Source organism: Paenibacillus sacheonensis, assembly GCF_009909195.1.
Lineage (GTDB): Bacteria > Bacillota > Bacilli > Paenibacillales > Paenibacillaceae > Paenibacillus_Z > Paenibacillus_Z sacheonensis.
This window is the reverse complement of record NZ_JAAAMU010000005.1, coordinates 345,605-368,635: the sequence shown is the minus strand read 5'-3', so window position 1 is coordinate 368,635 and position 23,031 is coordinate 345,605. Positions and strand designations below refer to the sequence as shown.

Here is a 23,031-nt window from a genome sequence, read left to right as displayed (position 1 = left end):
TTCATAGCGGCATTCAGAACCGGCCGAATCGGCCGAATTCGGAATGCCATCGGTATTTTGTCGAGCCGCGCTGTTCGTTAGCCCAGGTTCTGGTTCGTAATCCGGCCCTTCACGCTTGCCGTGATCGTACCGTGATTGAAGGTTTTCAGGACGTATTTATAAAATGCTTCGATATCCGTGCTGCCGGCCTCCTGATTCTTGCCTTGGGTGAGCACCGTGTAATTGTCCCCTCCGGCCGCCATGAAATTGTTCACCACAGCCGTGTATTCGGTCGTGTCCCCGATCGGCGTGCCGTCTTCTTTCGTCAAGGAAACGACGCGTTCCGTGATCGGTTTGCTGAAATCGGCCGTATACTTCAGACCCGAGATTTGCAGCGTCTTCGTGTCGGCAGCCGCAGCTCCCCATTGCTGCTGGAGCAGCGTCTTGATCTGCGCGCCGGTCAGCGTCATCTTGACGAGCTGGTTGCCGAACGGCTGGATGCGGAACAGATCGGAATAAACGATGCTGCCCTTCGGCAGGTCTGCGCGGATGCCGCCCGGATTCATGAACGCGAAGTCCGAGCTCATCGCGTCCTTCATCGCATCGGCGATCAAGCTGCCAAGCGCGTTTTCCTGCGTATAGGCGTTGGCCTTCGTAATCACGTCGGCGGTCATGCCGACCGGCTCCATCAGCTCGGGATGCTTGGTCAAGGAAGCCTGGACGATCGCCGATACGCCGGCATCCGGAGTTACACCGGCTTGTTTCACGTCGATAATGGCTGCCTGTTTCATCACGATGTCGTGCGTCTCCGGATCGATCTCGAGATCGACGTCCGCGAAGGCGGTGCCGTAAGAGTACGCTTGGAAGATAAGCTTGCCGTCGACCGTGCCGTTTACCTTGGCGTGGTTATCGCCGGCAAAAATGACGTCGACCTCGTCGTCGACCGCGTTGGCCAAATCGGCGGCTTCGCCGGTAATCGCGGTTCCGGATTGCGAAGCGGGATCATGCGCGAGGACGACGATCGCCTTGACCCCTTGCTCTTTCAGCTCCGCGACGGCTGCGTTCACGACCGGAGCCTGCTCCACGATATCGACCGGCGCGAGCGCCGAAGGGGACACCTTGGACGGCGTCAGCATCGTGACGACGCCGACGAAACCGATTTTCTCGCCGCCGATTTCTTCGACGGCGTAAGGCGCGATGATCGGTTTATGCGTCGTTTTGTCAATCACGTTGGCGTTGACGTAATCCATGGTCGTCGGATTGAACGTCACCTGAGAGTTGACCGGATCCTGGCCGCCGTTCAATTGGGCCATCAAGGCAGGGACGCCTTGATCGAACTCGTGATTGCCGAGCGTGGCGACGTCGAAACCGAGCATGTCCAGCATGTCGAGCGTCGGTTTGTCCCGATCCAGCGCCGAGACCGGAGAGCTGGCGCCGACGGCGTCGCCGTTATGGACGAGCAGCGTGTTCGGGTTCGTTTGTTCGAATTGTTTCAGGTATGTGGCCAGGTAGGCGGCTCCGCCGACGACGCTGCCGCCCACGGTCGTGGAATAGTCCAGCTGGCCGTGAAAATCGTTAATGCCGAGCAGCTGCACCTTGACGTTCCCGTTCGGTTGCGGCGCTTCGCCGGAGACGTCCAGCTTGTAGATGCCGAAGCCAGCGGCATTCTCCTTGTCCAGCGACGAGATGCGCGGATTGGCGCTCAAGTATTCCTTCGCTGCAGGAGCGGTCGTGAACGTCACGTTGACGTTGCCGGCGATCGGCGCGATGGACCAGTTATTGTCCGCGGCCGGGTTGATGGTCTTCTGCTCCGTAATATAGTCCATCAGTACCTGGCGATTCTCGTCCGCCGAGTCCACGACGAGCGGAGCCCCCTTCACGCCGGGAAAATTGCCGCCGCCGTTCACGCGGTAATTGTTGCTGACTATGATGAAGTCTTGATTCGGGTTAAGAGGCTCACCGTTATACTTCAGATCGATGATTCGGTTGGAAGCCACGTTGTTGAACGTACCGTCCGTGTTGTATCTGGCCGGCTTCGTGACGTCGACCCGGTACGTCACGCCGTCGATGACGTCGAAGTTGAAGACCGGGAAGGACGGATTCAGCAGCGTCTGCTCGTCGGTCTTGGCCGGGTCGATTTGATTGAACATGCCGGCCGACATTTCCAGCCATTCCTTGACGACCGAGCCTTTGACCTTGATCGCCTTCAGCGTATTGTCGTAGAGATACAGATCGCTGGCGCTCTTGATCGTCAATGCGCCTTGCTTGATGTCCGTATACTCGGTCGGACCGTTGCGGCCAGCTTTGAATGGCGCGCCGACGGAGAGAATAGGGAGATCCTTGTCCGGCGAGTTTTTGGATTGCAGCATCTTCTGCACGTACGACTTCTGCGCCTGCGTCACGATTTGGACGGAAGGATCGTCCTGCACGAGCGAGAAGTAGCTGTAGATCGGAGCCGTCGTTTCGCCGATGGCTGTGTTGACGTAGGTTTTCGTGGCCGCATGCTCGTCCTTGATGGCATCGACGATGGCGGGTACCGCATCGACAAGCGGTTTCTTGGCGGCGGTGTCGTAGATATATTTATTGGAGGATTGCGAATTCGTGACCTGCCACTTTCCGTTCGTTCTGCTCAGCGTCAGGTCGATCAGGCCGAGATTCGCGCCGCCGAAGCCGGCTTGAACGGCTGCGACGCCGTTGATCGTGCCCTTCGCGTTATCGACGCCCGGCAGCGGTTTGCCGCTCGAGTCCTTGAACAGCACGTCCAGCGCGCTCTCTGACGGAGCGGGGAAGACCTTATGCGTATGGGAGAACGTAATGGCGTCGATTCCGGGGACGAGGCTGAGCGGGTAGACCGCATCCTCTGCGCCGGTTCCGGCAGCCGCGGAGCCGTTGAAGCCCGAGTGCGTCAGCGCCACGATGACGTCCGCGCCCGCGGCGCGCATTTCGGGAACGAATTTCTCCGCCGTCGTCACGATATCCTTCGTAATGACCTTGCCGCTTAGGTTATCCTTGTCCCAGTCCATGATCTGCGGCGTCACGAGGCCCAGGAAGCCGACCTTCACCGTTTGACTTCTGCCGTTCTCGTCTATGAACGTTTTATCCAGGATCGTATAGGGCTTGAATTTGTTGACGTCGTTATCGGGATTCGAATCGTGGTCATCGACATAAACATTCGCGTTGACATAAGGGAAATCGGCGTCGTCGATCGCTTCGTTCAAATAATCGAGGCCGTAATTGAATTCATGATTGCCGAAGGTCGCGATGTCGTAGCCCATCAGGTTCATCGCTTTGTAGGCGGGGTGGACTTGTCCGTCTTGAAGAGGGTTTACTTTCGCCATATAAGTGCCGAGCGGCGTGCCCTGCAGCAGATCGCCGTTATCGACGAGCAGCGTGTTCTTCGCTTCGGCGCGCGCCTGATGGACCAGGGCTGCCGTCTTGACGAGCCCGACGGTGTCGGCCGGCGCGTCCTTGTAATAATCGTAATTCATGAAATTGGTGTGCACGTCCGTCGTTTCCATGATCCGCAGCTTCAGAACGGCAGCATCGATCGTAACGGGATCGGCGAGATTCGTGCCGACCTCGGTGAGCTTGCCGCTGTACGAGTCGACGACGAATACTTTGACCGATAATCCGCTGCCGCTTTTATTGAAATGCGCCGTGATTTTCTCACTTGTCGAAATGTCTTTCGTGACCGCGGCGATGCCGGCCGGCGTCGAGCCCTCGAACAGTTCGAACAAAACGGTCTCGTCGCCGGCATGCGGCGCGGAAGTCGGCGTTACGACAACGCTGGCGGCGATGCCGCCGCTCGTGTCCATGACGGGCTGGGAGATCGTGAATGCTCGATTTTCAGCGGGTGCATCCGTGGCGGCATGCGCGGGAACGGCGACATAACTCGAAGCCAGGAAGCCGGCAAGAAGCGAGGCGGCTAACGCGGTCCGCGACATTCTTTTCTGAAAATCTACCATTTTCTAGCTATTCCACCTTTCGATTGGTATACGGACATTATAGCAATCGAAATGTATGCGGAGGTTTAAAGTAATGTTAAAAGTTTGAAAAGTCTGCAAATTTGGAAATGTATTCATCCTGCAGACGAAAACAATGAAATGGCGGCATTCGGCAGACGAGCAAGATGAGCGGACATAAGAAAACAAGCTAACACGCGAATGACTACAGACGTATCGGCAAAGGAATGAAGGCCAAAAAACTCATCGAACAAAAGACTCTCTATGAACAAACAGCGCAACAAACAAACAATGCAACGAACTAAAAACTCAGGGAACAAAACATGCAAAAAACTAAAAACCGCACAATCTTGTGCGGTTTTTAGTATGTGCGGCGGGACATTTGCAAATTTACGGCGTATAGATTTTGTCGAACACGCCGCCATCATTGAAGAATTTCGCTTGCGCTTTGTTCCAGCCTCCGAAGTCTTTGATATTCGCCAATTCGACGCCCTTGAACTTCTTCGTGAATTCGGCGGCGATGGACGGATTGGTCGGACGATAGTAGTTTTGCGCGACGATCCGCTGGCCGGCATTGGTATAGAGGTAATCGAGATAAGCTTTCGCGACGGTACGCGTGCCGTGTTTATCGACGTTCTTGTTGACGACGGCTACCGGCGGTTCCGCCAGGATGCTGAAGGAAGGCGTGACGATTTCGAAATCTTTCGGATGTTCTTTCAAAGCCAGGTACGCTTCGTTCTCCCAGGCAAGCAGCACGTCGCCGATGCCGCGTTCCACGAACGTCGTCGTCGAGCCACGCGCGCCGGAATCCAGTACCGGCACGTTTTTGTACAGGCTGGTCACGAATTCGGTCGCCTTGGCTTCGCTGTTGTTGTTGTGCTTCAGCGCATAAGCCCATGCCGCCAGGAAGTTCCAGCGCGCGCCGCCGCTCGTCTTCGGATTCGGCGTGATGACGGACACGTTCTTCTTGAGCAGGTCGCTCCAGTCTTTGATTTTCTTCGGATTGCCTTTGCGGACGAGGAACACGATCGTCGACGTGTAAGGCGAGCTGTTGCGGCCGAAACGGCTTTCCCAGCCGTCATTGATGAGGCCGGCTTTCTGAATCGCATCGATATCGTACGCGAGCGCCAGCGTGACGACGTCGGCTTCCAATCCGTCGATGACCGAACGAGCCTGCGCGCCGGAACCGCCATGCGACTGTTTGATCGTCACCTTCTGGCCGGTTTTCGCTTTCCAATAGGAAGCGAAGGCTTTGTTGTACTGTTCGTAAAGCTCGCGGGTCGGATCATACGAGACGTTCAGCAGCTCGATGTCGGGCTTCGCGGGCTTCGGCGTGACGGCGAAGCTCGTGGAGGATAAAGACAGGACTAGCGTTAAGACGGTCAGGACGATAAACAGCTTTCTCTTCATAAGACAACTCTCCCCGGAATCGATATGTATCCGCCGTCTGCCGGTCTGGATATAAAAAGGAGGCCCCGATGGATCCGGCTGCAGGAGCAGCGCATAAGCGGATCGTTCGGGGCCTCCGGTGTACCGGTCGGCTTGATGAAATCATCATAATGCTAATAATTCCCACCTGTCAACTGTGAATTAAAAATCATTTAAGCGGGCTTCACACGGCATGCCTCCTGGCCCAATGTCCAGTGCTTCTCCCTTATATAAGAAGAACTGATAGCTATCATAACGAATTCGAAAAAAAGTCGTTGACAAGAAAGCTTTTCCATTGCTATTATTCTTTCATAACCAACTAAACAGGTAGGATTAATTTTGTTTTTACTACCGGTCCACACGGCGTAGGAACACATTAGTTATCTGTAAAACGAAGATAAGGGGTGCTTTTACATGTCCAACATGAAAAAGAGAAACGTTTTACCGTTGAAATCACTAATGATCATTATCGCTTTCGCGATCGCCTTGACCGGCTGCGGCTGGAACTCGAACAACGATTCCGGCAACGCGGGCACATCGAACCAAGCAGGCAACGACGGCAAGACGGATGCGAACGCCTCGAACGGCAACGCAGCCGAACCGGCGGCTTCCAATAACGGCGGCTCGAAGAAACCCGTTGAACTGCTCAACGTTTCCTACGATCCGACGCGTGAATTATACGCGGCTTACAATAAGCTCTTCGCCGAATACTGGAAATCCGAGAAAGGCCAGGACGTTACGATTAAACAATCCCATGCCGGTTCCGGCGCGCAAGCCCGGGCGGTTATCGACGGGCTGAAAGCGGACGTCGTCACGCTGGCTCTCGGCTACGACATCGATTCCATCGCGCAGAAGGAACTCATCAGCTCCGACTGGCAGCAGCAGTTCGACAACAACAGCTCGCCTTACACGTCGACGATCGTGTTCCTTGTCCGCAAAGGCAATCCGAAAGGCATTAAGGACTGGAACGATCTCGTGAAGCCTGGCGTGCAGGTCATCACGCCGAATCCGAAGACGAGCGGCGGCGCGCGCTGGAACTACCTGGCGGCATGGGGCTATGCGCTCAAGCAAAATAACGGCGACGAAGCCAAAGCGCAGGAATTCGTGAAGGCGCTGTTCAAGAACGTACCGGTGCTGGATACCGGCGCCCGAGGATCGACGACGACGTTCGTCGAGAAGGGAATCGGCGATGTGCTGCTTGCCTGGGAGAACGAAGCGCTTCTGTCCGTGAAGGAATTGGGCAAGGACAAATTCGAAATCGTTTATCCTTCCTTGAGCATTCTGGCGGAACCTCCGGTAGCCGTCGTCGACAAGAACGTCGACAAAAGCGGCACGCGGGAAGTAGCCGAAGCGTATCTCGACTACCTCTATACGGAACCGGCTCAGCAGGTCATCGCGCAAAATTTCTATCGTCCGACGCTGGCTTCCGTGGGGGAGCAGTATAAAGATCAATTTCCGGATATCCCCATGCTGACGATCGACGACGATTTCGGCGGCTGGGCTGCGGCGCAAGCCAAACATTTTGCGGATGGCGGCGTGTTCGACAAAATTTACGTGCCGGGTTCATAAGCCAACGAGGAGCTGACTCTACAAATGACGAGTTCCCCCAAGAAGAAGGCGAAGCCGCGCAGCGTGCTTCCGGGCTTCGGCCTTTCGCTCGGATTTACCGTTTTTTACTTAAGCATTATCGTCATCATTCCGCTGATCGGCATATTCGTCAAAACCTCCGGATTGACGCCGGGACAGTTCTGGGACACCGTCTCGAACGCGCGGGTAGTGGCTTCTTACAAAATCAGCTTTCTAACCTCGTTCTACGCGGCACTCATTAACCTTGTATTCGGCCTCCTCATTGCCTGGGTACTCGTTCGTTATCAATTTCCGGGCAAGAAGATTATCGACAGTCTGATCGACATGCCGTTCGCGCTGCCGACCGCCGTAGCGGGTATCTCCTTGACGGCCATTTATGCACCGAACGGCTGGGTCGGCCAGCTGCTTGAGCCGCTCGGCATCAAAGTGGCGTTCACGCCGCTCGGCATTACGCTCGCGCTCATATTCATCGGACTCCCCTTCGTGGTACGGACGGTCCAGCCCGTGCTGCAGGACCTCGACAACGAAGTGGAAGAGGCCGCGGTCATGCTCGGCGCCTTCCGGTGGAGCACGTTCCGCAGAGTCGTCCTTCCGGAATTGATTCCGCCGCTCTTGACCGGCTTCGCGCTTGCTTTCGCCAGAGGAATCGGCGAATACGGATCCGTCGTCTTCATCTCCGGCAACATGCCGATGAAGACTGAGATCGCGCCCTTGCTCATCATGACCAAGCTGGAGCAGTTCGATTACCGCGGCGCCACGGCCATCGCGCTCGTGATGCTCGTCGCATCGTTCCTGCTGCTGCTGCTCATCAACTACCTGCAATGGCGGAGCAATCGCCGCGTTGTGTCGGCATAGGAGGGGAATCACATGGCTGGAGCCGTTACGGTTCATTTGGCTGAGAAATCAGCGCGTCCGAAGCATATTAACGAATCGATCGTCGTACGAATCGTGCTAATCTCCATAGCACTGCTATTCCTTGGATTGGTCGTCCTGCTGCCGCTGCTGTCGATCTTCATCGAAGCGTTCAAGAAGGGCACGGACGTTTACTTCGCCGCCCTGAGAGATCCCGACGCCTTGTCGGCGCTCAAGCTGACGCTGCTGACGGCGGTCATCGCCGTTCCGCTGAACACGGTGTTCGGCGTCGCCGCGGCATGGGCGATCAGCAAGTTTCGTTTCCGGGGCAAAAACATTCTGATCACGCTGATCGATCTGCCCTTCGCGGTATCGCCGGTTATCGCAGGTCTCGTGTTCATTCTATTGTTCGGCGCTCAAGGCTTCCTGGGTCCTTGGCTGAGCGACCACAATATCCAAATCATGTTCGCGCTGCCCGGCATCGTGCTGGCGACGACGTTCGTCACGTTCCCGTTCGTAGCCCGGGAGTTAATCCCGCTGATGCAGGCGCAAGGCGTGCAGGAAGAAGAGGCAGCCGCAAGCCTTGGCGCGAAGGGATGGCAAATCTTCTGGCGGGTGACGCTGCCCAACATCAAGTGGGGCCTCCTCTACGGCGTTATCCTTTGTAACGCAAGGGCCATGGGCGAGTTCGGCGCGGTATCCGTCGTATCCGGCCACATTCGCGGAGAGACGAACACGCTTCCGCTGCATATCGAGATTTTGTATAACGAATATCAGTTCTCCGCTTCCTTCGCCGTGGCCTCTCTTCTCGTGATGCTGGCCGTCGTGACCTTGATCGTGAAGAGCTTTATCGAGTGGAAAACTGCCAAGCAACTTCCGAAGGAGAGCTGAGCATGCACATCGAAGTCAGGAACCTTAACAAGTCGTTCGGAAACCATCAAGCCGTCAATGACGTAAGCTTCACGATCGAGCGCGGCAAGCTGATCGGCCTGCTGGGACCGAGCGGCGGCGGCAAATCAACGCTGCTTCGCATCCTCGCGGGCCTGGAAACGCCGGATTCCGGCGACATCTTCATCGACGGCAAACGCGTCAACGACGTGCAGCCGCAGCTGCGCGGCATCGGCTTCGTCTTCCAAAACTATGCGCTGTTCAAGCATATGAACGTGTTCGATAATATCGCCTTCGGTCTTACGATTCGCAAGATGGGCAAGGCCGAGATCAAGGACCGCGTCCATGAACTGCTGGATCTGACGGGATTGCGGGGGTTCGAGCACCGCTATCCGAATCAGCTCTCCGGCGGCCAGCGGCAGCGGGTCGCATTCGCCAGGGCGCTTGCGCCGCGTCCGAACCTGCTGCTGCTGGATGAGCCGTTCGCGGCGATCGACGCCAAGGTGCGCAAGGAGCTGCGCACTTGGCTGAAGAGCCTGATCGCGGAGATCGGAATCACGTCGATCTTCGTTACGCACGACCAGGACGAAGCGGTCGAGGTGGCCGACGAAATGCTGATCGTGCAGCAAGGAAAGCTGGAGCAGCAGGGCTCGCCGATTCATATTTACACGGATCCGCGGACGGCTTTCGTTGCCGGCTTCATCGGCAACTCCAGCGTCGTGGAGCAGCCCGGCAGCCTGCGGGGCTTCGAGAACACCGCATACGGAGCCGGCGCGCGGGCGATCATCCGCCCCGAGTTCGTCGAGGTGGGGCGCAAGAACGAAATTCCGTTTCCGTCCGCGGCGGAGAAAGGCAAGGTCCGGCACGTCTTCTTCCGCGGCGCGCATCTCGAGCTGGACGTGGAGATCGGCGACAACCGGCTGTCCGCGCACCGCTCCTTGGACCAAGAGCCGCTGCAGCCAGGGGAAGAGGTAGTCGTTCTCATTCATCGGTTATATGTCATTTCGGAAGAATCAGCGACGATGGTCGAGAATCCGCTGAAGGTCGATCCGCTGCCGGTCCATATCTGATTCATCGGATCCGTTGTCGGTCGGGCGTTCAGGCGCTGAAGCCGGAAGGTTGATTACACTTAGGAGGGGTTTATGATGGCGAAGCCAATCGTATTGGATCAAGAATGGATAGAGCGCATTTCATCGCAGGTAAATGGGCTTGAGTACGGTTCGGTTCTCATTACCGTCCACGACGGCCGCGTTGTCCAGATCGACAGAACCGAGCGCAAGCGCTTCGAGGCGAACAATGCCAAGCAAGCGAACTCGAATGCTTCAGGGTCAAACCCCTCGGAAAAATTGAAGGCTGTTAACGGCTAGATCGCAGCCATGCCAATAACAAATCGCCCCATACGCCAGCTGAAGAAGCTGACGTTGGGGCGATTTTTCGTGAGAAGGGCAGCATTCTCAATGCCGGGTGCCTGCCTGCTCGGTCACCGCTTGCGGCTTTGTCTCGACCTGCGGGGCGGATGGCCAGAACGAATATCGTCCGCATAAGACGGTGAGAGCGGGAACGAGGAACGGACGGACGACGAACGTATCCAGGAGAACGCCGATTGCCGTCACGGTGCCGAATTGGACGAGCACCTGGATCGGCAGCGTGGCGAGCACGGCGAAGGTGCCTGCCAGAATCAAGCCGGCCGACGTAATGACGGAGCCGGTTTGGGACACGCCTTCCTTGACCGCCTGCCGAAGCGGCATGCTGCGGGCTTTGCGCCAAATGCCCGATATCATGAAGATGTTGTAGTCCTCGCCAAGCGCGACGATGAAGACGAAGGCATAGAGCGGAATAAGGCCTTGAATGGCATCGGCTCCGAAGACGTAATGCAGCACGATCCAGCCTAGGCCGAGCGCGCTGTAATAAGAGAGCAGCACGGTCGCGACGAGATAGAGCATCGCGACGATGGAGCGAAGGTAGAGCAGCAGCAGCAGCGCGATCAGGACGATAATGGCCGGAATGACGAGCCGGGCGTCCCTGGCGGTCGTATGCCGCGTGTCGTACTGTTCGGCGGTTTGTCCGGCGATCCATACCTTATCCGGTGCATGGTCGATGCCTGCGGCTGTCAATGCTTCCTCGGCGGTATGCCGGATATCGGGGAGATGATCGACGGCTTCGTTCGCGTACGGATTGTCCGCGAGCTCGACTTCATAGCTATGGAAGCCGGGATCCTTGGTGCCTTCTCTTGCAACCGACACGGATTGAACGAAAGGCAGGCCGGCTAGCGCCGATTGCACGTCGTCTTGATGTCCATCGGTTTGCACGACGACCTGCACGGGCGCGAGCTCGCCCGGGTTGAAATGATCGCCGATCAAGGCGAAGCCTTCTCGCGAACCCATATCCTCGGGAAAAGAAGAGAGGGTATCGAACGTATATTTGATTTGCGTTGCAAACAGAACGCAGACGATCAATACGGCCGAAGTCAGCACTGCGATCGACTTCGGCCGGCGCACGACGAGTCCGCCGATACGATCGCCCCAAGTTTCGCGCGTTGCGGCATTGTTCTTGGATGAAGGAACCGGCTTTCCTTTCCTGCGGGCACGCTCCGCTTCCATCTCCCGCGTACGCGGAATGAAGGGGAAGAAGGAAGCGCGTCCGAAGAGGCCGAGAAAGGCCGGAACGAGCGTCAGGCTCGCGATCATCATGATCAGGATGGCCAAGCTGAACGGGACCGCGAATCGGCGGAAGCTGCCGAATTCCGCGAGCAGCAGCACGAGCAGGGAGAAGACGACGGTGAGACCGCTCATGGCAATCGCGCCTGCCGAGCCGCCGAACGCCCGCTTGAGCGCGGCCAGCGGATGGCGTTCTTCCTGCAGCTCGCTGCGGAAGCGGGAGATGAGGAACAAGCAGTAGTCCGTACCGGCGCCGAACAGCAGCACCGTCATGATGGATAAAGCCTGCGAATCGAAGGCGATCCAGCCATGGTCCGCCATCCAGCCGAGCAGCGGCGTGACGGCGCCATAGGCGAAGCCGACGGCAAGCAGCGGAATGAGCGCAAGTACCGGCGAGCGGTAAATGAGCAGGAGGAAAAGAAGTACGAGCGATACCGTGGCTATAAGCAAGGAGACGTCGGCATCTTTGAACAAGCCTGTCGCGTCCACGGAGATTCCGACGGGACCCGTGGCGCGAACGGCGAGCTCGCTGCTGCCGGACAGCTTCGCCTGGAAGGGATGTCTGCCAGCGAAGACGGTATCCGTCTGCTTTTGCAGCTCGTCGAGCCCTTCCTTCAATTGATCGCTGCCTGCGCTTTTATCGAAGAGGATCGGCTGCACGAAGGTCGTTCCGTCCTTGGACAGCTGCTGTTTCAACACGGGCAGGGGCATCTTATGCAGCGGAACGGCACTCAGCTGATAAGGGAGCGGGTCATCCGTGATCTGCTTGGCAAGCTGCTGAATACCTTGCAAGTCGGTATCGCTCAAGCCGGAAGCGCGGTACCAGGTAAGCAGGGCGGGGACGCCGTCGTCCGCGGGAAACTGCTCCTTGATCAGCTGCTCGGCCTGCACGGAAGGTTTGTCGTTGCCGAAGTTGCCGAGCGTATCGTTCTTCTGGTCGCCGGAACTCGGGAGCAGCATGTTCAACGCGGCAACCGCGACGATCCAGAGAACGAGCGTCAGCCAGCGTCCTTTCGGTCCGCCTATGGCTAATGTAATTCGATCCAGCCATTTCATGTGCGATTCATCTCCTTGGGTGGGGTTTGTTTCGAGACTCACTTATACTTATCAACCGATAAGCGAAGTTTTGAAAAAAAGGGCTGTCGGACAGCTAAACCCGGGGAGGTTCGGCTGCCGACAATCCATACAGCAATACATGGACGAGCATGCGGGCTTGCTGGTCCCCTTCCTTCTGGCTGCTGAGCGGGACGCTCGCGGCGGCGCTTCTTCCGGCTTGATTCTCATAGCCGCCGCCGGAGGGCGAAGATCGCGATTGGCTGATCAATCCCATGAGCAGCCGCGCGGACATATCCGGGGTGATCCCGAATTGCGCGGAGCCGCGCAATCGCCCGTCCCGCTGCCCGTCCTCGAATATCGATACAAGAGGATCGAGGTAGGCATTCTTCCACAGCGAGTAGATGGCGATTTGCGATTCCAGCGAGAGCTCATGCCGGATATCGTGGAACATCTGGCTTAAATCTTCAGGATGGTTCGCGATCATATAATGGGTCACATGAACCAAACATTCCCCGATGCCGCTTTCCCGGCGGATGATCCGGTCGAGCGCGGCTCGCGTTCCTTCGCAGACGTAGCGCATGACTTCGACGTAGAGAGACTGCTTATCCGAGAAGTGGTGATACAGCGCGGGCTGGGTAAGCCCGCACGCATCGGCGATCTGCCGCGTTGATACGGCCCGGTAACCGAGCGACATGAACAGCTCTTTCGCCGTTCGGATAATCATGGCACGGGTTTCCAGCGCTTGACTCGATGATTGTCTTGCCATTCGATGTTACAGATCCTTTCTGGACAATCCGATTGCTTATCGTTTGATAAGATCATAGTAGAAAGTCCGCCGGGAGTCAACTTTGTTTCCGGTCATTCGAAATCCTTCGTCAGGCTGACGTTATTCGCGCGAGCAACTTGGCGTTTGTCGGCGTTTTTCTTGGCGCGATTCGTGACGGAACGCTCCTTGCGAGCTTGATGCGCCAGCTCTCGTCCTGTTTTCTTGTAGCTGGCGTAACGATGCTCGTCGAGCGAGCCGTCCTGCAGCGCTTCTCTAACGGCGCAGCCTTTCTCCGCCAGATGTTTGCAGTCGCGGAAGCGGCAGTTTGCGGAGAGCGCTTCGATGTCGGCGAAAGCCTCCTGCCGGCCCGATTCGGAATCCCACAGCTGAAGCTCCCGCATGCCGGGCGTATCCATCATGACGAAGCCGCCCGGGAGCGGAAACAGCTCGCGGTGCGTCGTCGTATGGCGGCCCCGCGCATCGTCTTCGCGGACGCCTTGGACGATTTGGCGTTCTTCGCCGGCCAGCCAGTTGAGCAGGGTGGATTTGCCCGCACCGGAGGAGCCGGTAACGGCGATGGTACGACCCTGCCGGAGATAGGGAAGGAGTTCGGACCTGCCCTCGTCCTGCAGGGCGCTTACCGCGTGGACCGGCACGCCCGGCGTGGCAGCCTCGACTTCCGCGATGCGCTGGAGGGCATCCTCGCATAGATCCGCCTTCGTCAGCAGAACGACGGGAGCGGCGCCGCTCTCCCAAGCGACTATGAGGTAACGCTCGATCTTGCGAACATTGTAGTCCCCGTTGAGCGCGTTCACGATGAACAAGGTGTCGATATTGGTGCCGATGACCTGTTCCTCCGGCACGCTTCCGGCAGCTCTGCGGATCATCGCGGTGCGCCGCGGCAGAACGCCGTGAATAACGGCACGCTGCTCGCCTGGAAGCGGCTGGATAAGCACCCAGTCGCCGACGGCGGGATAGTCGCTGCGGGAAGCGGCTTGGAATTGAAACTTACCGCTCACTTCCGCGGATAGCTCGCCTGCTTCCGCACCGATCCGGTATTGATTCGTGAATTGCGCCGTGACGCGGGCCGGTACGAGACCGTCGATCGTCTTCGCCGCCGCTTCGAAAGCCGACTGCCAGTGGACGTTCCAGCCAAGCGCTTGCAGCGGTTCGGCTTTATTCGCATCGGTGCGGACTTGCGGAACATCCGTGTTTGGAAGCGCGCCTGAATCTTGAGTCGGTATTTCAGATTGTTGCTGCTTTTGTTGCGAACTCTGTTGTGAAATCTGATGCGATGACTGTTGCGAAGATGGAGCTGCGTTAGATCGGATTGTCAAATCGGATAACCCCTTTGAATGTGAATTTTGGTTGTTGGCATGCACGGCAGCTAAGCTTACTGGCGTGTGGGCATTAGAACTACTTGATCTAGGACTCGGGACGGAACGACAAAAAGACCGCAGGAAAGAAAGCTCCTGCGGTCTGGCCATGCTGGGTGAGGCGTACGATCCTAATCTTGGATCATAACGGCCGCCATACCCGCTCGGACAGAAAAAAACCGCAGGAAACCGTAAGCATACGGTTTCCTGCGGTAATGAAACGTCGGCAATCGAGATGCCGGTTTCTATAATCCGTCCGAGACCGATGCGTATGCGATTCCCTTCACAGAAACGATCGTGTTAGTGGTCACCATTTGACATCAGCCTCCTCATTTGTTTGATGTTGCCATTCTATGCGGAATGCAGCGGTTTGTCAACACCTGGCTGCTCCACGAAAATGGCCTCGTTCCGGCAGTCCGCCGAAAACAAGGCCAATGAGTTACGAAATCGCGTATTTGATAATCACCGCAACGGCGAAAATAACGAACAGAAGACCAAAGAATCCCCCAAAGCCGATTGCGACGTCGAAAAAATCATCGCGCGGTTCCTCGTTCAGATGCTCGCGTGGATCTCTTACATTTTCCATGTTTCATTTCCTCCTCTAAGGCGACGATTGCTCCCCATAGTATAACCAACTTTCAGAATAATTGTAAAGGCGCGAACGTGACAAAATTGAGGACATTTTCCGCGGCCGGATCTTCCTTCCATTGCCTTCTTCCGCCGCAATTCCCCGTGCCGTGTGGTACAATAAAAGACAGCGTAAGACCGGGAGGGAGACGACAATGGGGGAAAACCAAGCAGGCGAGACGGCCGTCGACAGGCTTCTTGCTGAAGAGCGAATTCGCAGCAAGCTGGCGCTGCTGCCGGATCAGCCGGGTTGTTATTTAATGAAGGATGCCGGCGGAACCATTATTTATGTCGGCAAAGCGAAGGTGCTCAAAAATCGCGTGCGGTCGTATTTTAACGGCAGCCACAACGGCAAGACGCTGCGGCTGGTCTCGTTGATCCGCGATTTCGAATATATCGTCACGTCCAGCAACATGGAAGCGCTCATTCTGGAGTGCAACTTGATCAAGCAGTATCATCCGAGATATAACGTGCTGCTAAAGGACGACAAGACGTTCCCGTATATCAAGATCACGGGCGAGGCACATCCGAAGCTCGAGGTAACCAGGCGGATCGTGAAGGACAAGGGCAAATATTTCGGTCCCTATCCCAATGCGTACGCCGCGGCGCAGACGAAGAAGCTGCTCGATCGGCTGTATCCGCTTCGCAAATGCGGGACGCTGCCGGACAAAGTCTGCCTGTATTATCATCTCGGCCAATGCGTGGCGCCATGCGAGTTCGATATCGCTCCGGGCACGTACGAGACGATGGTGCAGGAAATCACCCGATTCCTGGGCGGCGGACATGCCGAGGTAAGGAAGGCGCTGCAGGCCAAGATGGAAGCGGCCGCTGAGGAGATGGAATTCGAGCGTGCGAAAGAATTCCGAGATCAGATTATCGCCATCGATGCCGTTATGGAGAAACAGAAGATCACGCTCAACGACGCGATGGACCGCGACGTCTTCGGCTTCGCCGTGGATAAAGGCTGGATGTGCGTGCAAATCATGTACATGCGGCAGGGCAAGCTGATCGAACGCCGCGCGACGATGTTTCCGTACTATGGCAGCGCCTATGACGATTTCATGACGTTCGTGACGCAGTATTACTCGGAGAATCCGGCGCTTCCGAAGGAAATCTTCCTGCCGGCTCCGCCGCTGGCAGAGGAAGCTGACCAGGCGGCGGAAAGCGAAGCAGCCGGAGCGGAGGCCGTTGATGGGGCAGGACTGGCCGCGGAATCGCAGGAGCCTTATTTGCTCGGCGGCGCCGACGGTTCAGAGCCCGAGCCGAGAGACGAGCAGGACTCTGAGCCGGAAACCGAGCTGGAAGAAGCCGGCGAAGCGGATATGCCGGCTGCCGGTTCAGCGGAAGAGGAGCTTCGCCAATCGCTGCAGAAATGGCTGAAGGTGAAAGTATTCATCCCGCAGCGGGGCAAGAAGAAGGATGTCGTGGCGATGGCCGTCCATAACGCCAAGATGACGCTCGAAGAGAAATTCAAGCTGATCGAGCGCGACGAGGACCGGACGTTCAAGGCTGCCGAAGGATTGGCCGAAGCGATCGGCCTCCCGCAGGTCGGTCGCATCGAGGCGTTCGACAACTCCAATATTCAAGGTACGAATCCCGTATCCGCGATGGTCGTCTTCACCGACGGCAAGCCCGATAAGCAGGAGTACCGCAAATATAAGGTCAAAACGGTCGTGGGTCCCGACGATTACGAAACGATGCGCGAAGTCATCCGCCGCCGCTACGAACGCGTGCTGAAGGAAGGCTTGCCGCTGCCGGACCTGATCATCGTCGACGGCGGGCGCGGACAGATATCCGCCGCACTGGACATCCTGGAGAACGAGCTCGGGTTGGCCGTGCCGGTATGCGGTCTCGTCAAGGATGCCAAGCATAAGACGGCGCAGCTCATGACGGGCGATCCGCCGCAGGTGGTGCCTCTGCCGCGCGACAGTCAGGCGTTCTACCTGCTGCAGCGCATTCAAGACGAGGTGCATCGCTTCGCGATTACGTTCCACCGCGAGCAGCGGGGCAAGTCGATGATCGCGTCCCGGCTGGATGCCATTCCGGGCATCGGCGAGAAACGACGGAAGCTGCTGCTGAAGCATTTCGGCTCCATCAAAAAAATAAAAGAAGCCGGAATCGAAGATTTCCGGCCTCTGTCCATCGGCGAGAAGCTCGCCGCGCAAATTATCGAAGCACTGAGGGAGGAGCCGTCCTAGACGGTCTCGGCCCTCTTTTTCTATCCCACATTCGGAAGAGCCACGCAATCGGAATCGGCAGCACGATGTAGAAGATGCCAAGCAGGATGTCGCTTGTGCCGCCCATGAACATGAGGGAGATGGCCATCATGGTGCTGTCGAACACCGCGTGCGCGAACAGGACGGTAATGAAGCCGAAGCGCAGAAACATAAAGCTGAAGACAAGACCGATAACGGTCAGTTCCAGCAATCTTGTGGTCGACGGGAAGATCGGGTACGTGACATGGCCAAGCGCCCAAATGATCGTCGGGATCAAGGAGGCCACGAACGGATTCTTGAACCAGCGCTTCATCAGTCCGATGCCGAACAAGCGGAATACCGCTTCTTCCGAGATGGCGGCGCACCAGGCCAGGAGCGGGAATGCCCATGGAAACGCAAGGTTGTACGTCGATTGCGTCACGTCCGTCGTGGCCCAGGATCCGTAGACGCGCATGAGGATAATGAAGATGACGGTCTGCAGGCCCAGCAGCGCGAAGGCGGTTAAATAGCCGAGCCACATGCTGCGCCATACATGATCGCCGTAGCCGCTTTGGCCGAACCGCGGCCACGGATTGCGGCCCATGGCCCGCCACAAGCCGTCCCCGGCGACGAGCGAGAAATAAACGGCGAGTCCCATGATCGCCGTGACGATGCAGGTGACGATGACCGCCGCCGATGCGAGCATGCTGCCGTCGACCGATTCGCCGTAGCCGGCCAGCAGGCCGTCTTTCATACTGATGTCATTGACGATGTACATCACCAGGAATAGCAAGGAGATTACGATGCCGCGTACGAACGAGCTGTGCTTGCGATATAGCGATGCATAAATGATGGCTAGGATAAAGAGCACGAAGGAGAGAAACAGGCTGCCGATCGTCGACAAGTAATTGGCCAGCTTCTTCTGTTTCGCTACATAGTCGGAATAACGATCCGGTACGACGAAGCGCGGCTTGAACGCTACGATGCGGTAACCTCCGTTGTCCGCCTTCTCGCTGCGGATGCCGAGGATCAGCTTCGCCTCGCCGATGCCGGCATTGGTTTGCTCCAGCCATATCTGCCCGGTTTCGGATTGCGTGCGGTAGACCTTCAGGTCGGCTTTCTTATAGCCTTTGGAGACGGCGAATGCCATCGCGGAGTCGGTGAGCCCGGAACCCGTGGCAGGCGAGACTTCCTTGCCGCCTAACTGATTCCATCCGACGACCGTCCCCTTCTCCATATGTACGTATACGAAGACGACGCTGTTGTCCGGCATGTCCGCGGTCACCTGAAACGTGTCCGTCGGGAGCGTCCGATCGTACTTGTTCTCGTAATTCTTGGTCAGCTTGTTCTTCTCCAGATAACCGTAAAGCATGCTGTCCGATTGATGCACGGCATGTACGCGGACAGGCTGGCTGGCGAATTGCCGCTGTACGAAGTCCGCTGCGGCCTGCTCCGCCTTGCTTTTGGCGATGATCGGTTCGCTGTTGCTGGAGAAGAAGGACTCCGCCGTCGACGGGATGATTTGAATGAGCAGGTAAATGAAGATGCCGATTCCGGCTAACCACCCGAACCGCTTCCAATTTGGATTTAACTGCATTTCGTCCATGCGGCACCCCGTTTGCTCGAAATAGTGGATACGAAACGATACTTGCTTACCTTAACATAATCGCCGCGCTTTTATCCATGCTCCCGGTAACGTGTTCCCGGTAGGGGAAAGCCCAGCCCGATCCGGAGGCACATGTCCTATTCATATTCGCCCGAAGCGGTTATAAAACGTCGAATGGAGCGAATCGGACGAAAAAGTTTCGGCTGCTGTTCATGCGGCGGAATCGCTACGGGAGTGAGCACTGGGAATCGGTACGGAGGGCGGTATGGGGATCGGCAGGAACATGCACAATCGTCGGCCCTGCCATGGTATTGGATACGAAAATTGGCAAACAATAAGAACAGGGCCCCTCTGAGCACCAAGGGGTTCCGCACACAGGCTATTCAGGTCTATACAGGCTTGTAATGGGAAGATATTTCATTGATCCATTCTCTGACGGCGGGGCTAAAACTCTCCAAATGATCGTAAATGAGCGACGTCGTCCGTTTCGACTGCTGCAGCTCGCGAATCGGCACCACCTGCAGGTCGTTGTCGGCCAGCATCTGCTGACGCAAGTATGACTTGGGCAGCAGCGTTGCCGCCCGGCAAGTGTGAAGCAGGCGAAGGATCGCCTCGAACGAGTCGATCTCCATGCGGACGTCGGGCAGCAGACGATGCCGTTCGAACAGCTCGTCCGTCATCACGCGGTACCAGGTGCCTTTGGAAAATAGAATCATCGGCATGCCGTTCAAGTCGCTGATGACCGGCGCGCTTTTCTCCATTATAAAGTGATTCACGGGCAGCACGAGCACGAGATGATCGTCGAACAGGGGAACGCAGTTCAGCTGCGAATCTTCAATTCGGGAAGCCACGATGCCAAGATCGGCCTTGCGGTCGCGGACGAGCGTGACGATTTCATGCGTTTTGCCGGTGATGGCTTTGATGTCGAGCTCCGGACTGTGCGCCGTCAGCCCCTGGATGAGATCCGGCAGCGACGTTTGCAATGTCGTCAGGCTGGCGCCGATCGTGAACGTGGAGCGTCCGGTATGCTTGTATTCCGCGAGCAGCTTCAAGAAGCGCAGATGCTGCTGTCTCGCTTCCACCGCGTAGTCGTACGTAAGCTGGCCGATGCGCGTCAGCTCCAGCCGCTTGCCGATCCGGCGGAACAGCAGCGTGCCGAGATCCTGCTCCAGCTTGGCGATTTTGCGGGATAGGGCAGGCTGAGACAGATTGAGCGCCGCCGATGCTTTGTTCATGCTGGATTGTTCGACGACGACGGTGAACATGTTTAATTCCTCTAGCATGGGACTAACCTCCTTGTTTAGGCGGGCATGGAATGCTGCATATGCAAATTCGTTATAAGTTTTAATGAATAATACGCAATTCCATTATAAGCGTAAAAGGAGTATCATGTGAAATGTGACCATTATGTGTAAAGCTTTTCGGATATCGGATCGATTGTACGGTTCGATGTCAGACGCGCATGACTTTGTATCCAGTCAAAGGGGAGAAACCGTGTTGACGCCTATATGGGCGAGGGTTACAATGGAGAATGGTTTTGGCGAATAATGGCGAATGCAACCCCACAGTTTGGAAAGGAGAACGTTTACGTTATGAAAGGAAATTCGTATTTATCGCGCAAGATTCACTCCTTGCTTGGAGTCATCCCGCTCGGATTGTTCATTATCGAACACATGATAACGAACTATTCGGCCTATGAAGAGGGCGCGCAGGGATTCAAGGACAGCGTCAAGTTTTTGAACGATCTGCCGCTGGTCTTCTTCCTGGAGCTGTTCGGCATCTGGCTGCCGCTGCTGTTCCACGGCGTGTACGGGCTGTACGTGGCTTACCAGTCCAACTTGAATACGGGCCGCTTCCAATACGGCCGTAACTGGTTCTTCACGCTGCAGCGGATTTCGGGCGTGATCACCTTCATCTTCATCTTCTGGCATTTGTACCAAACGAGGCTCCAAGTCATGTTGGGCAATGTAACGCACGAAGAACTCGGTAATCAGATGCATTCGATTACGACAAACGGGTTCTATTTCGTGTTCTACGTCATCGGCATCATTGCTGCCACGTTCCACTTCAGCAACGGCATGTGGGCTTTCCTCGTCAGCTGGGGCATTACGATCGGCCCGCGCGCGCAGCGCATCTCTTCTTACATTTTCATGGGCGTGTTCGTCATCGTAGCGCTTTTGTTCCTGCTTTCGCTCACGGCGTTCCGCGGCGACGAATTCAAGGAAGCGGCCTCTGCAGCCCTGCAAATGACGAATCTCGTTTAAGTTTTAAGACAAGGAGCGATTTGAAATGGCTAAAAATAGAATTATTGTCGTCGGCGGCGGCCTCGCCGGTCTGATGGCTACGATAAAGGCGGCCGAAGCGGGCGTTCATGTCGACCTGTTCTCCGTCGTGCCCGTCAAGCGCTCTCACTCCGTGTGCGCGCAGGGCGGCATTAACGGCGCCGTGAATACGAAGGGCGAAGGCGACTCCACGTGGGAGCATTTCGACGATACCGTCTACGGCGGCGACTTCCTGGCGAACCAACCGCCGGTCAAAGCGATGTGCGACGCGGCACCGGGCATCATCCACTTGATGGACCGCATGGGCGTCATGTTCAGCCGTACGCCGGAAGGCCTGCTCGATTTCCGCCGTTTCGGCGGTACGCAGTATCACCGTACGGCATTCGCCGGCGCGACGACCGGCCAACAGCTGCTGTACGCGCTGGACGAGCAGGTTCGCCGCTGGGAAACCGCAGGTCTCGTCACGAAGCGCGAGCACTGGGAGTTCATGGGTTCGATTCTCGATGACGACGGAGTTTGCCGCGGGGTATCCGCGCAGGATCTCCGCACCATGGAAATCCACACGTTCGCCGCGGATGCCGTTATTTTGGCAACGGGCGGCCCCGGCATTATTTTCGGCAAAACGACGAACTCGGTCATCAACACGGGTACTGCGGCTAGCGCGGTCTACCAACAAGGCGTGTATTACGCGAACGGCGAGTTTATCCAAATTCACCCGACGGCCATTCCCGGCGACGACAAGCTGCGCTTGATGTCCGAATCCGCGCGCGGCGAAGGCGGACGGATCTGGACGTACAAGGACGGCAAGCCTTGGTACTTCCTCGAAGAGAAGTATCCGGCTTACGGGAACCTTGTTCCGCGGGATATCGCGACGCGCGAAATTTTCGCGGTCTGCGTCGACGAGAAGCTCGGGATCAACGGCGAGAACATGGTGTACCTCGACCTGTCGCATAAAGATCCGAAGGAGCTGGACGTGAAGCTCGGCGGCATCATCGAGATCTACGAGAAGTTCACGGGCGACGACCCGCGGAAAATCCCGATGAAGATTTTCCCTGCGGTTCACTACTCCATGGGCGGCATGTGGGTCGACTTCAACCAGATGACCAACATTCCCGGCTTGTTCGCCTGTGGCGAATGCGAGTACCAATATCATGGCGCGAACCGTCTCGGCGCGAATTCCCTGCTGTCGGCGATCTACGGCGGCATGATCACGGGACCGAAGGCCGTCGAATACATTAAAGGCTTGAAGAAATCGGCCGAGGATCTTTCTTCCAACGTGTACGACCGCGAGAAGAAGCGCCAAACCGACAAGTACGAAAGCATCTTGAAAATGGACGGCACCGAGAATGCGTACGTCCTGCACAAGGAGCTTGGCGAATTGATGACGAACAACATGACCGTCGTTCGCTTCAATAAACGTCTGGAAGAAACGATCTCGACGATCAAGGAATTGAAGCAGCGCTACCGGAACATCAACATCAACGACACCGCGCGCTGGAACAACGCCGGCGTTGCGTTCACCCGTCAGCTGTGGAACATGATGGAGCTGTCCGAAGCGATGACGCTGGGCGCCCTGATGCGCAACGAAAGCCGCGGCGCGCACTACAAACCGGAATTCCCGGATCGCAACGACGAGGAATTCCTCAAGACGACCAAAGCCAAGTGGACGGCCGAGGGCCCGCAAATCTCGTACGAGGATGTCGACGTTTCGCTGATCACGCCGCGCAAACGCGACTACTCCAAGGATAAATCATAGGAAGGAGAATCACG

The 23,031-nt window shown here is 56.8% G+C and carries 16 protein-coding genes; 8 read left to right on the top strand and 8 right to left on the bottom strand.

Annotated features, from left to right (window positions below; translation table 11 throughout):
* Positions 1-77 precede the first annotated feature (77 nt).
* Both GT003_RS12245 and GT003_RS12240 read right to left on the bottom strand, forming a co-directional pair.
* On the bottom strand, positions 78-3,944 hold the full coding sequence (locus GT003_RS12245; RefSeq protein WP_239565979.1) for a bifunctional 2',3'-cyclic-nucleotide 2'-phosphodiesterase/3'-nucleotidase: 3,867 nt from the start codon (positions 3,942-3,944) through the stop codon (positions 78-80).
* A gap of 387 nt (positions 3,945-4,331) precedes the next feature.
* On the bottom strand, positions 4,332-5,351 hold the full coding sequence (locus GT003_RS12240; protein WP_161697937.1) for a sulfate ABC transporter substrate-binding protein: 1,020 nt from the start codon (positions 5,349-5,351) through the stop codon (positions 4,332-4,334).
* A gap of 441 nt (positions 5,352-5,792) precedes the next feature.
* Between GT003_RS12240 and GT003_RS12235 the strand changes: the two genes are divergently transcribed.
* The 5 genes from GT003_RS12235 to GT003_RS12215 all read left to right on the top strand — a co-directional run bounded on the left by GT003_RS12235 (position 5,793) and on the right by GT003_RS12215 (position 10,063).
* A complete protein-coding gene (locus GT003_RS12235) occupies positions 5,793-6,938 on the top strand; it encodes a sulfate ABC transporter substrate-binding protein (RefSeq protein WP_239565989.1) in 1,146 nt (381 codons plus the stop codon).
* A gap of 24 nt (positions 6,939-6,962) precedes the next feature.
* Positions 6,963-7,811 (top strand): sulfate ABC transporter permease subunit CysT, encoded by an 849-nt coding sequence (gene cysT, locus GT003_RS12230; protein ID WP_161697935.1) that lies wholly within the window; start codon positions 6,963-6,965, stop codon positions 7,809-7,811.
* 12 nt (positions 7,812-7,823) lie between these two features.
* Positions 7,824-8,699, top strand: coding sequence for a sulfate ABC transporter permease subunit CysW (gene cysW / locus GT003_RS12225; protein WP_161697934.1), 876 nt, complete (start codon positions 7,824-7,826; stop codon positions 8,697-8,699).
* A 2-nt stretch (positions 8,700-8,701) separates the two neighbouring features.
* Positions 8,702-9,766, top strand: a complete 1,065-nt coding sequence (locus tag GT003_RS12220) for an ABC transporter ATP-binding protein (RefSeq protein ID WP_161697932.1) — start codon at positions 8,702-8,704, stop codon at positions 9,764-9,766.
* A gap of 75 nt (positions 9,767-9,841) precedes the next feature.
* Positions 9,842-10,063, top strand: coding sequence for a YezD family protein (locus GT003_RS12215; RefSeq protein WP_161697930.1), 222 nt, complete (start codon positions 9,842-9,844; stop codon positions 10,061-10,063).
* An 87-nt stretch (positions 10,064-10,150) separates the two neighbouring features.
* Here GT003_RS12215 and GT003_RS12210 read toward each other — a convergent pair whose 3' ends face one another.
* From GT003_RS12210 to GT003_RS12195, 4 genes are all read right to left on the bottom strand, one after another.
* A complete protein-coding gene (locus GT003_RS12210) occupies positions 10,151-12,409 on the bottom strand; it encodes an MMPL family transporter (RefSeq protein WP_161697928.1) in 2,259 nt (752 codons plus the stop codon).
* A gap of 94 nt (positions 12,410-12,503) precedes the next feature.
* A complete protein-coding gene (locus GT003_RS12205; RefSeq protein ID WP_161697926.1) occupies positions 12,504-13,175 on the bottom strand; it encodes a TetR/AcrR family transcriptional regulator in 672 nt (223 codons plus the stop codon).
* A 92-nt stretch (positions 13,176-13,267) separates the two neighbouring features.
* Entirely contained in the window at positions 13,268-14,341 is a 1,074-nt protein-coding gene (gene rsgA, locus GT003_RS12200; protein ID WP_420831468.1) for a ribosome small subunit-dependent GTPase A, read from the bottom strand.
* A 649-nt stretch (positions 14,342-14,990) separates the two neighbouring features.
* A complete protein-coding gene (locus GT003_RS12195; protein ID WP_161697922.1) occupies positions 14,991-15,137 on the bottom strand; it encodes a YqzM family protein in 147 nt (48 codons plus the stop codon).
* Between the two features lie 196 nt (positions 15,138-15,333).
* Here GT003_RS12195 and uvrC point away from each other — a divergent pair, with 196 nt between their 5' ends.
* Positions 15,334-17,376 carry an excinuclease ABC subunit UvrC gene (gene uvrC / locus GT003_RS12190; RefSeq protein ID WP_161697920.1) on the top strand — a complete coding sequence of 681 codons (2,043 nt, stop codon included), beginning with the start codon at positions 15,334-15,336 and terminating at the stop codon, positions 17,374-17,376.
* Here the strand turns inward: uvrC and GT003_RS12185 are convergent.
* Positions 17,345-18,979, bottom strand: coding sequence for a CPBP family intramembrane glutamic endopeptidase (locus GT003_RS12185; RefSeq protein WP_161697918.1), 1,635 nt, complete (start codon positions 18,977-18,979; stop codon positions 17,345-17,347). The two genes, uvrC and GT003_RS12185, sit on opposite strands and share 32 nt — an antisense overlap.
* Positions 18,980-19,368: 389 nt before the next feature.
* Positions 19,369-20,262, bottom strand: coding sequence for a LysR family transcriptional regulator (locus GT003_RS12180; RefSeq protein WP_161697915.1), 894 nt, complete (start codon positions 20,260-20,262; stop codon positions 19,369-19,371).
* Between the two features lie 309 nt (positions 20,263-20,571).
* Between GT003_RS12180 and GT003_RS12175 the strand changes: the two genes are divergently transcribed.
* Both GT003_RS12175 and sdhA read left to right on the top strand, forming a co-directional pair.
* Positions 20,572-21,243, top strand: a complete 672-nt coding sequence (locus GT003_RS12175; RefSeq protein ID WP_161697913.1) for a succinate dehydrogenase cytochrome b558 subunit — start codon at positions 20,572-20,574, stop codon at positions 21,241-21,243.
* Between the two features lie 25 nt (positions 21,244-21,268).
* Positions 21,269-23,017: a succinate dehydrogenase flavoprotein subunit gene (gene sdhA, locus GT003_RS12170; protein ID WP_161697911.1), complete on the top strand. Its 1,749-nt coding sequence runs from the start codon at positions 21,269-21,271 to the stop codon at positions 23,015-23,017.
* The last annotated feature ends 14 nt before the right edge of the window (positions 23,018-23,031 follow it).

Excerpts from the sequence above, each read along its gene's own strand:
- GT003_RS12175 (WP_161697913.1), top strand. The coding sequence starts at position 20,572 with ATGAAAGGAAATTCGTATTTATCGCGCAAGATTCACTCCTTGCTTGGA.
- GT003_RS12185 (WP_161697918.1), bottom strand. The coding sequence starts at position 18,979 with ATGGACGAAATGCAGTTAAATCCAAATTGGAAGCGGTTCGGGTGGTTA.
- GT003_RS12195 (WP_161697922.1), bottom strand. The coding sequence starts at position 15,137 with ATGGAAAATGTAAGAGATCCACGCGAGCATCTGAACGAGGAACCGCGC.
- GT003_RS12210 (WP_161697928.1), bottom strand. The coding sequence starts at position 12,409 with ATGAAATGGCTGGATCGAATTACATTAGCCATAGGCGGACCGAAAGGA.
- GT003_RS12235 (WP_239565989.1), top strand. The coding sequence starts at position 5,793 with ATGAAAAAGAGAAACGTTTTACCGTTGAAATCACTAATGATCATTATC.
- cysT (WP_161697935.1), top strand. The coding sequence starts at position 6,963 with ATGACGAGTTCCCCCAAGAAGAAGGCGAAGCCGCGCAGCGTGCTTCCG.
- GT003_RS12180 (WP_161697915.1), bottom strand. The coding sequence starts at position 20,262 with ATGCTAGAGGAATTAAACATGTTCACCGTCGTCGTCGAACAATCCAGC.
- GT003_RS12215 (WP_161697930.1), top strand. The coding sequence starts at position 9,842 with ATGGCGAAGCCAATCGTATTGGATCAAGAATGGATAGAGCGCATTTCA.
- sdhA (WP_161697911.1), top strand. The coding sequence starts at position 21,269 with ATGGCTAAAAATAGAATTATTGTCGTCGGCGGCGGCCTCGCCGGTCTG.
- cysW (WP_161697934.1), top strand. The coding sequence starts at position 7,824 with ATGGCTGGAGCCGTTACGGTTCATTTGGCTGAGAAATCAGCGCGTCCG.
- uvrC (WP_161697920.1), top strand. The coding sequence starts at position 15,334 with ATGGGGGAAAACCAAGCAGGCGAGACGGCCGTCGACAGGCTTCTTGCT.
- GT003_RS12220 (WP_161697932.1), top strand. The coding sequence starts at position 8,702 with ATGCACATCGAAGTCAGGAACCTTAACAAGTCGTTCGGAAACCATCAA.
- GT003_RS12205 (WP_161697926.1), bottom strand. The coding sequence starts at position 13,175 with ATGGCAAGACAATCATCGAGTCAAGCGCTGGAAACCCGTGCCATGATT.
- GT003_RS12245 (WP_239565979.1), bottom strand. The coding sequence starts at position 3,944 with ATGGTAGATTTTCAGAAAAGAATGTCGCGGACCGCGTTAGCCGCCTCG.
- GT003_RS12240 (WP_161697937.1), bottom strand. The coding sequence starts at position 5,351 with ATGAAGAGAAAGCTGTTTATCGTCCTGACCGTCTTAACGCTAGTCCTG.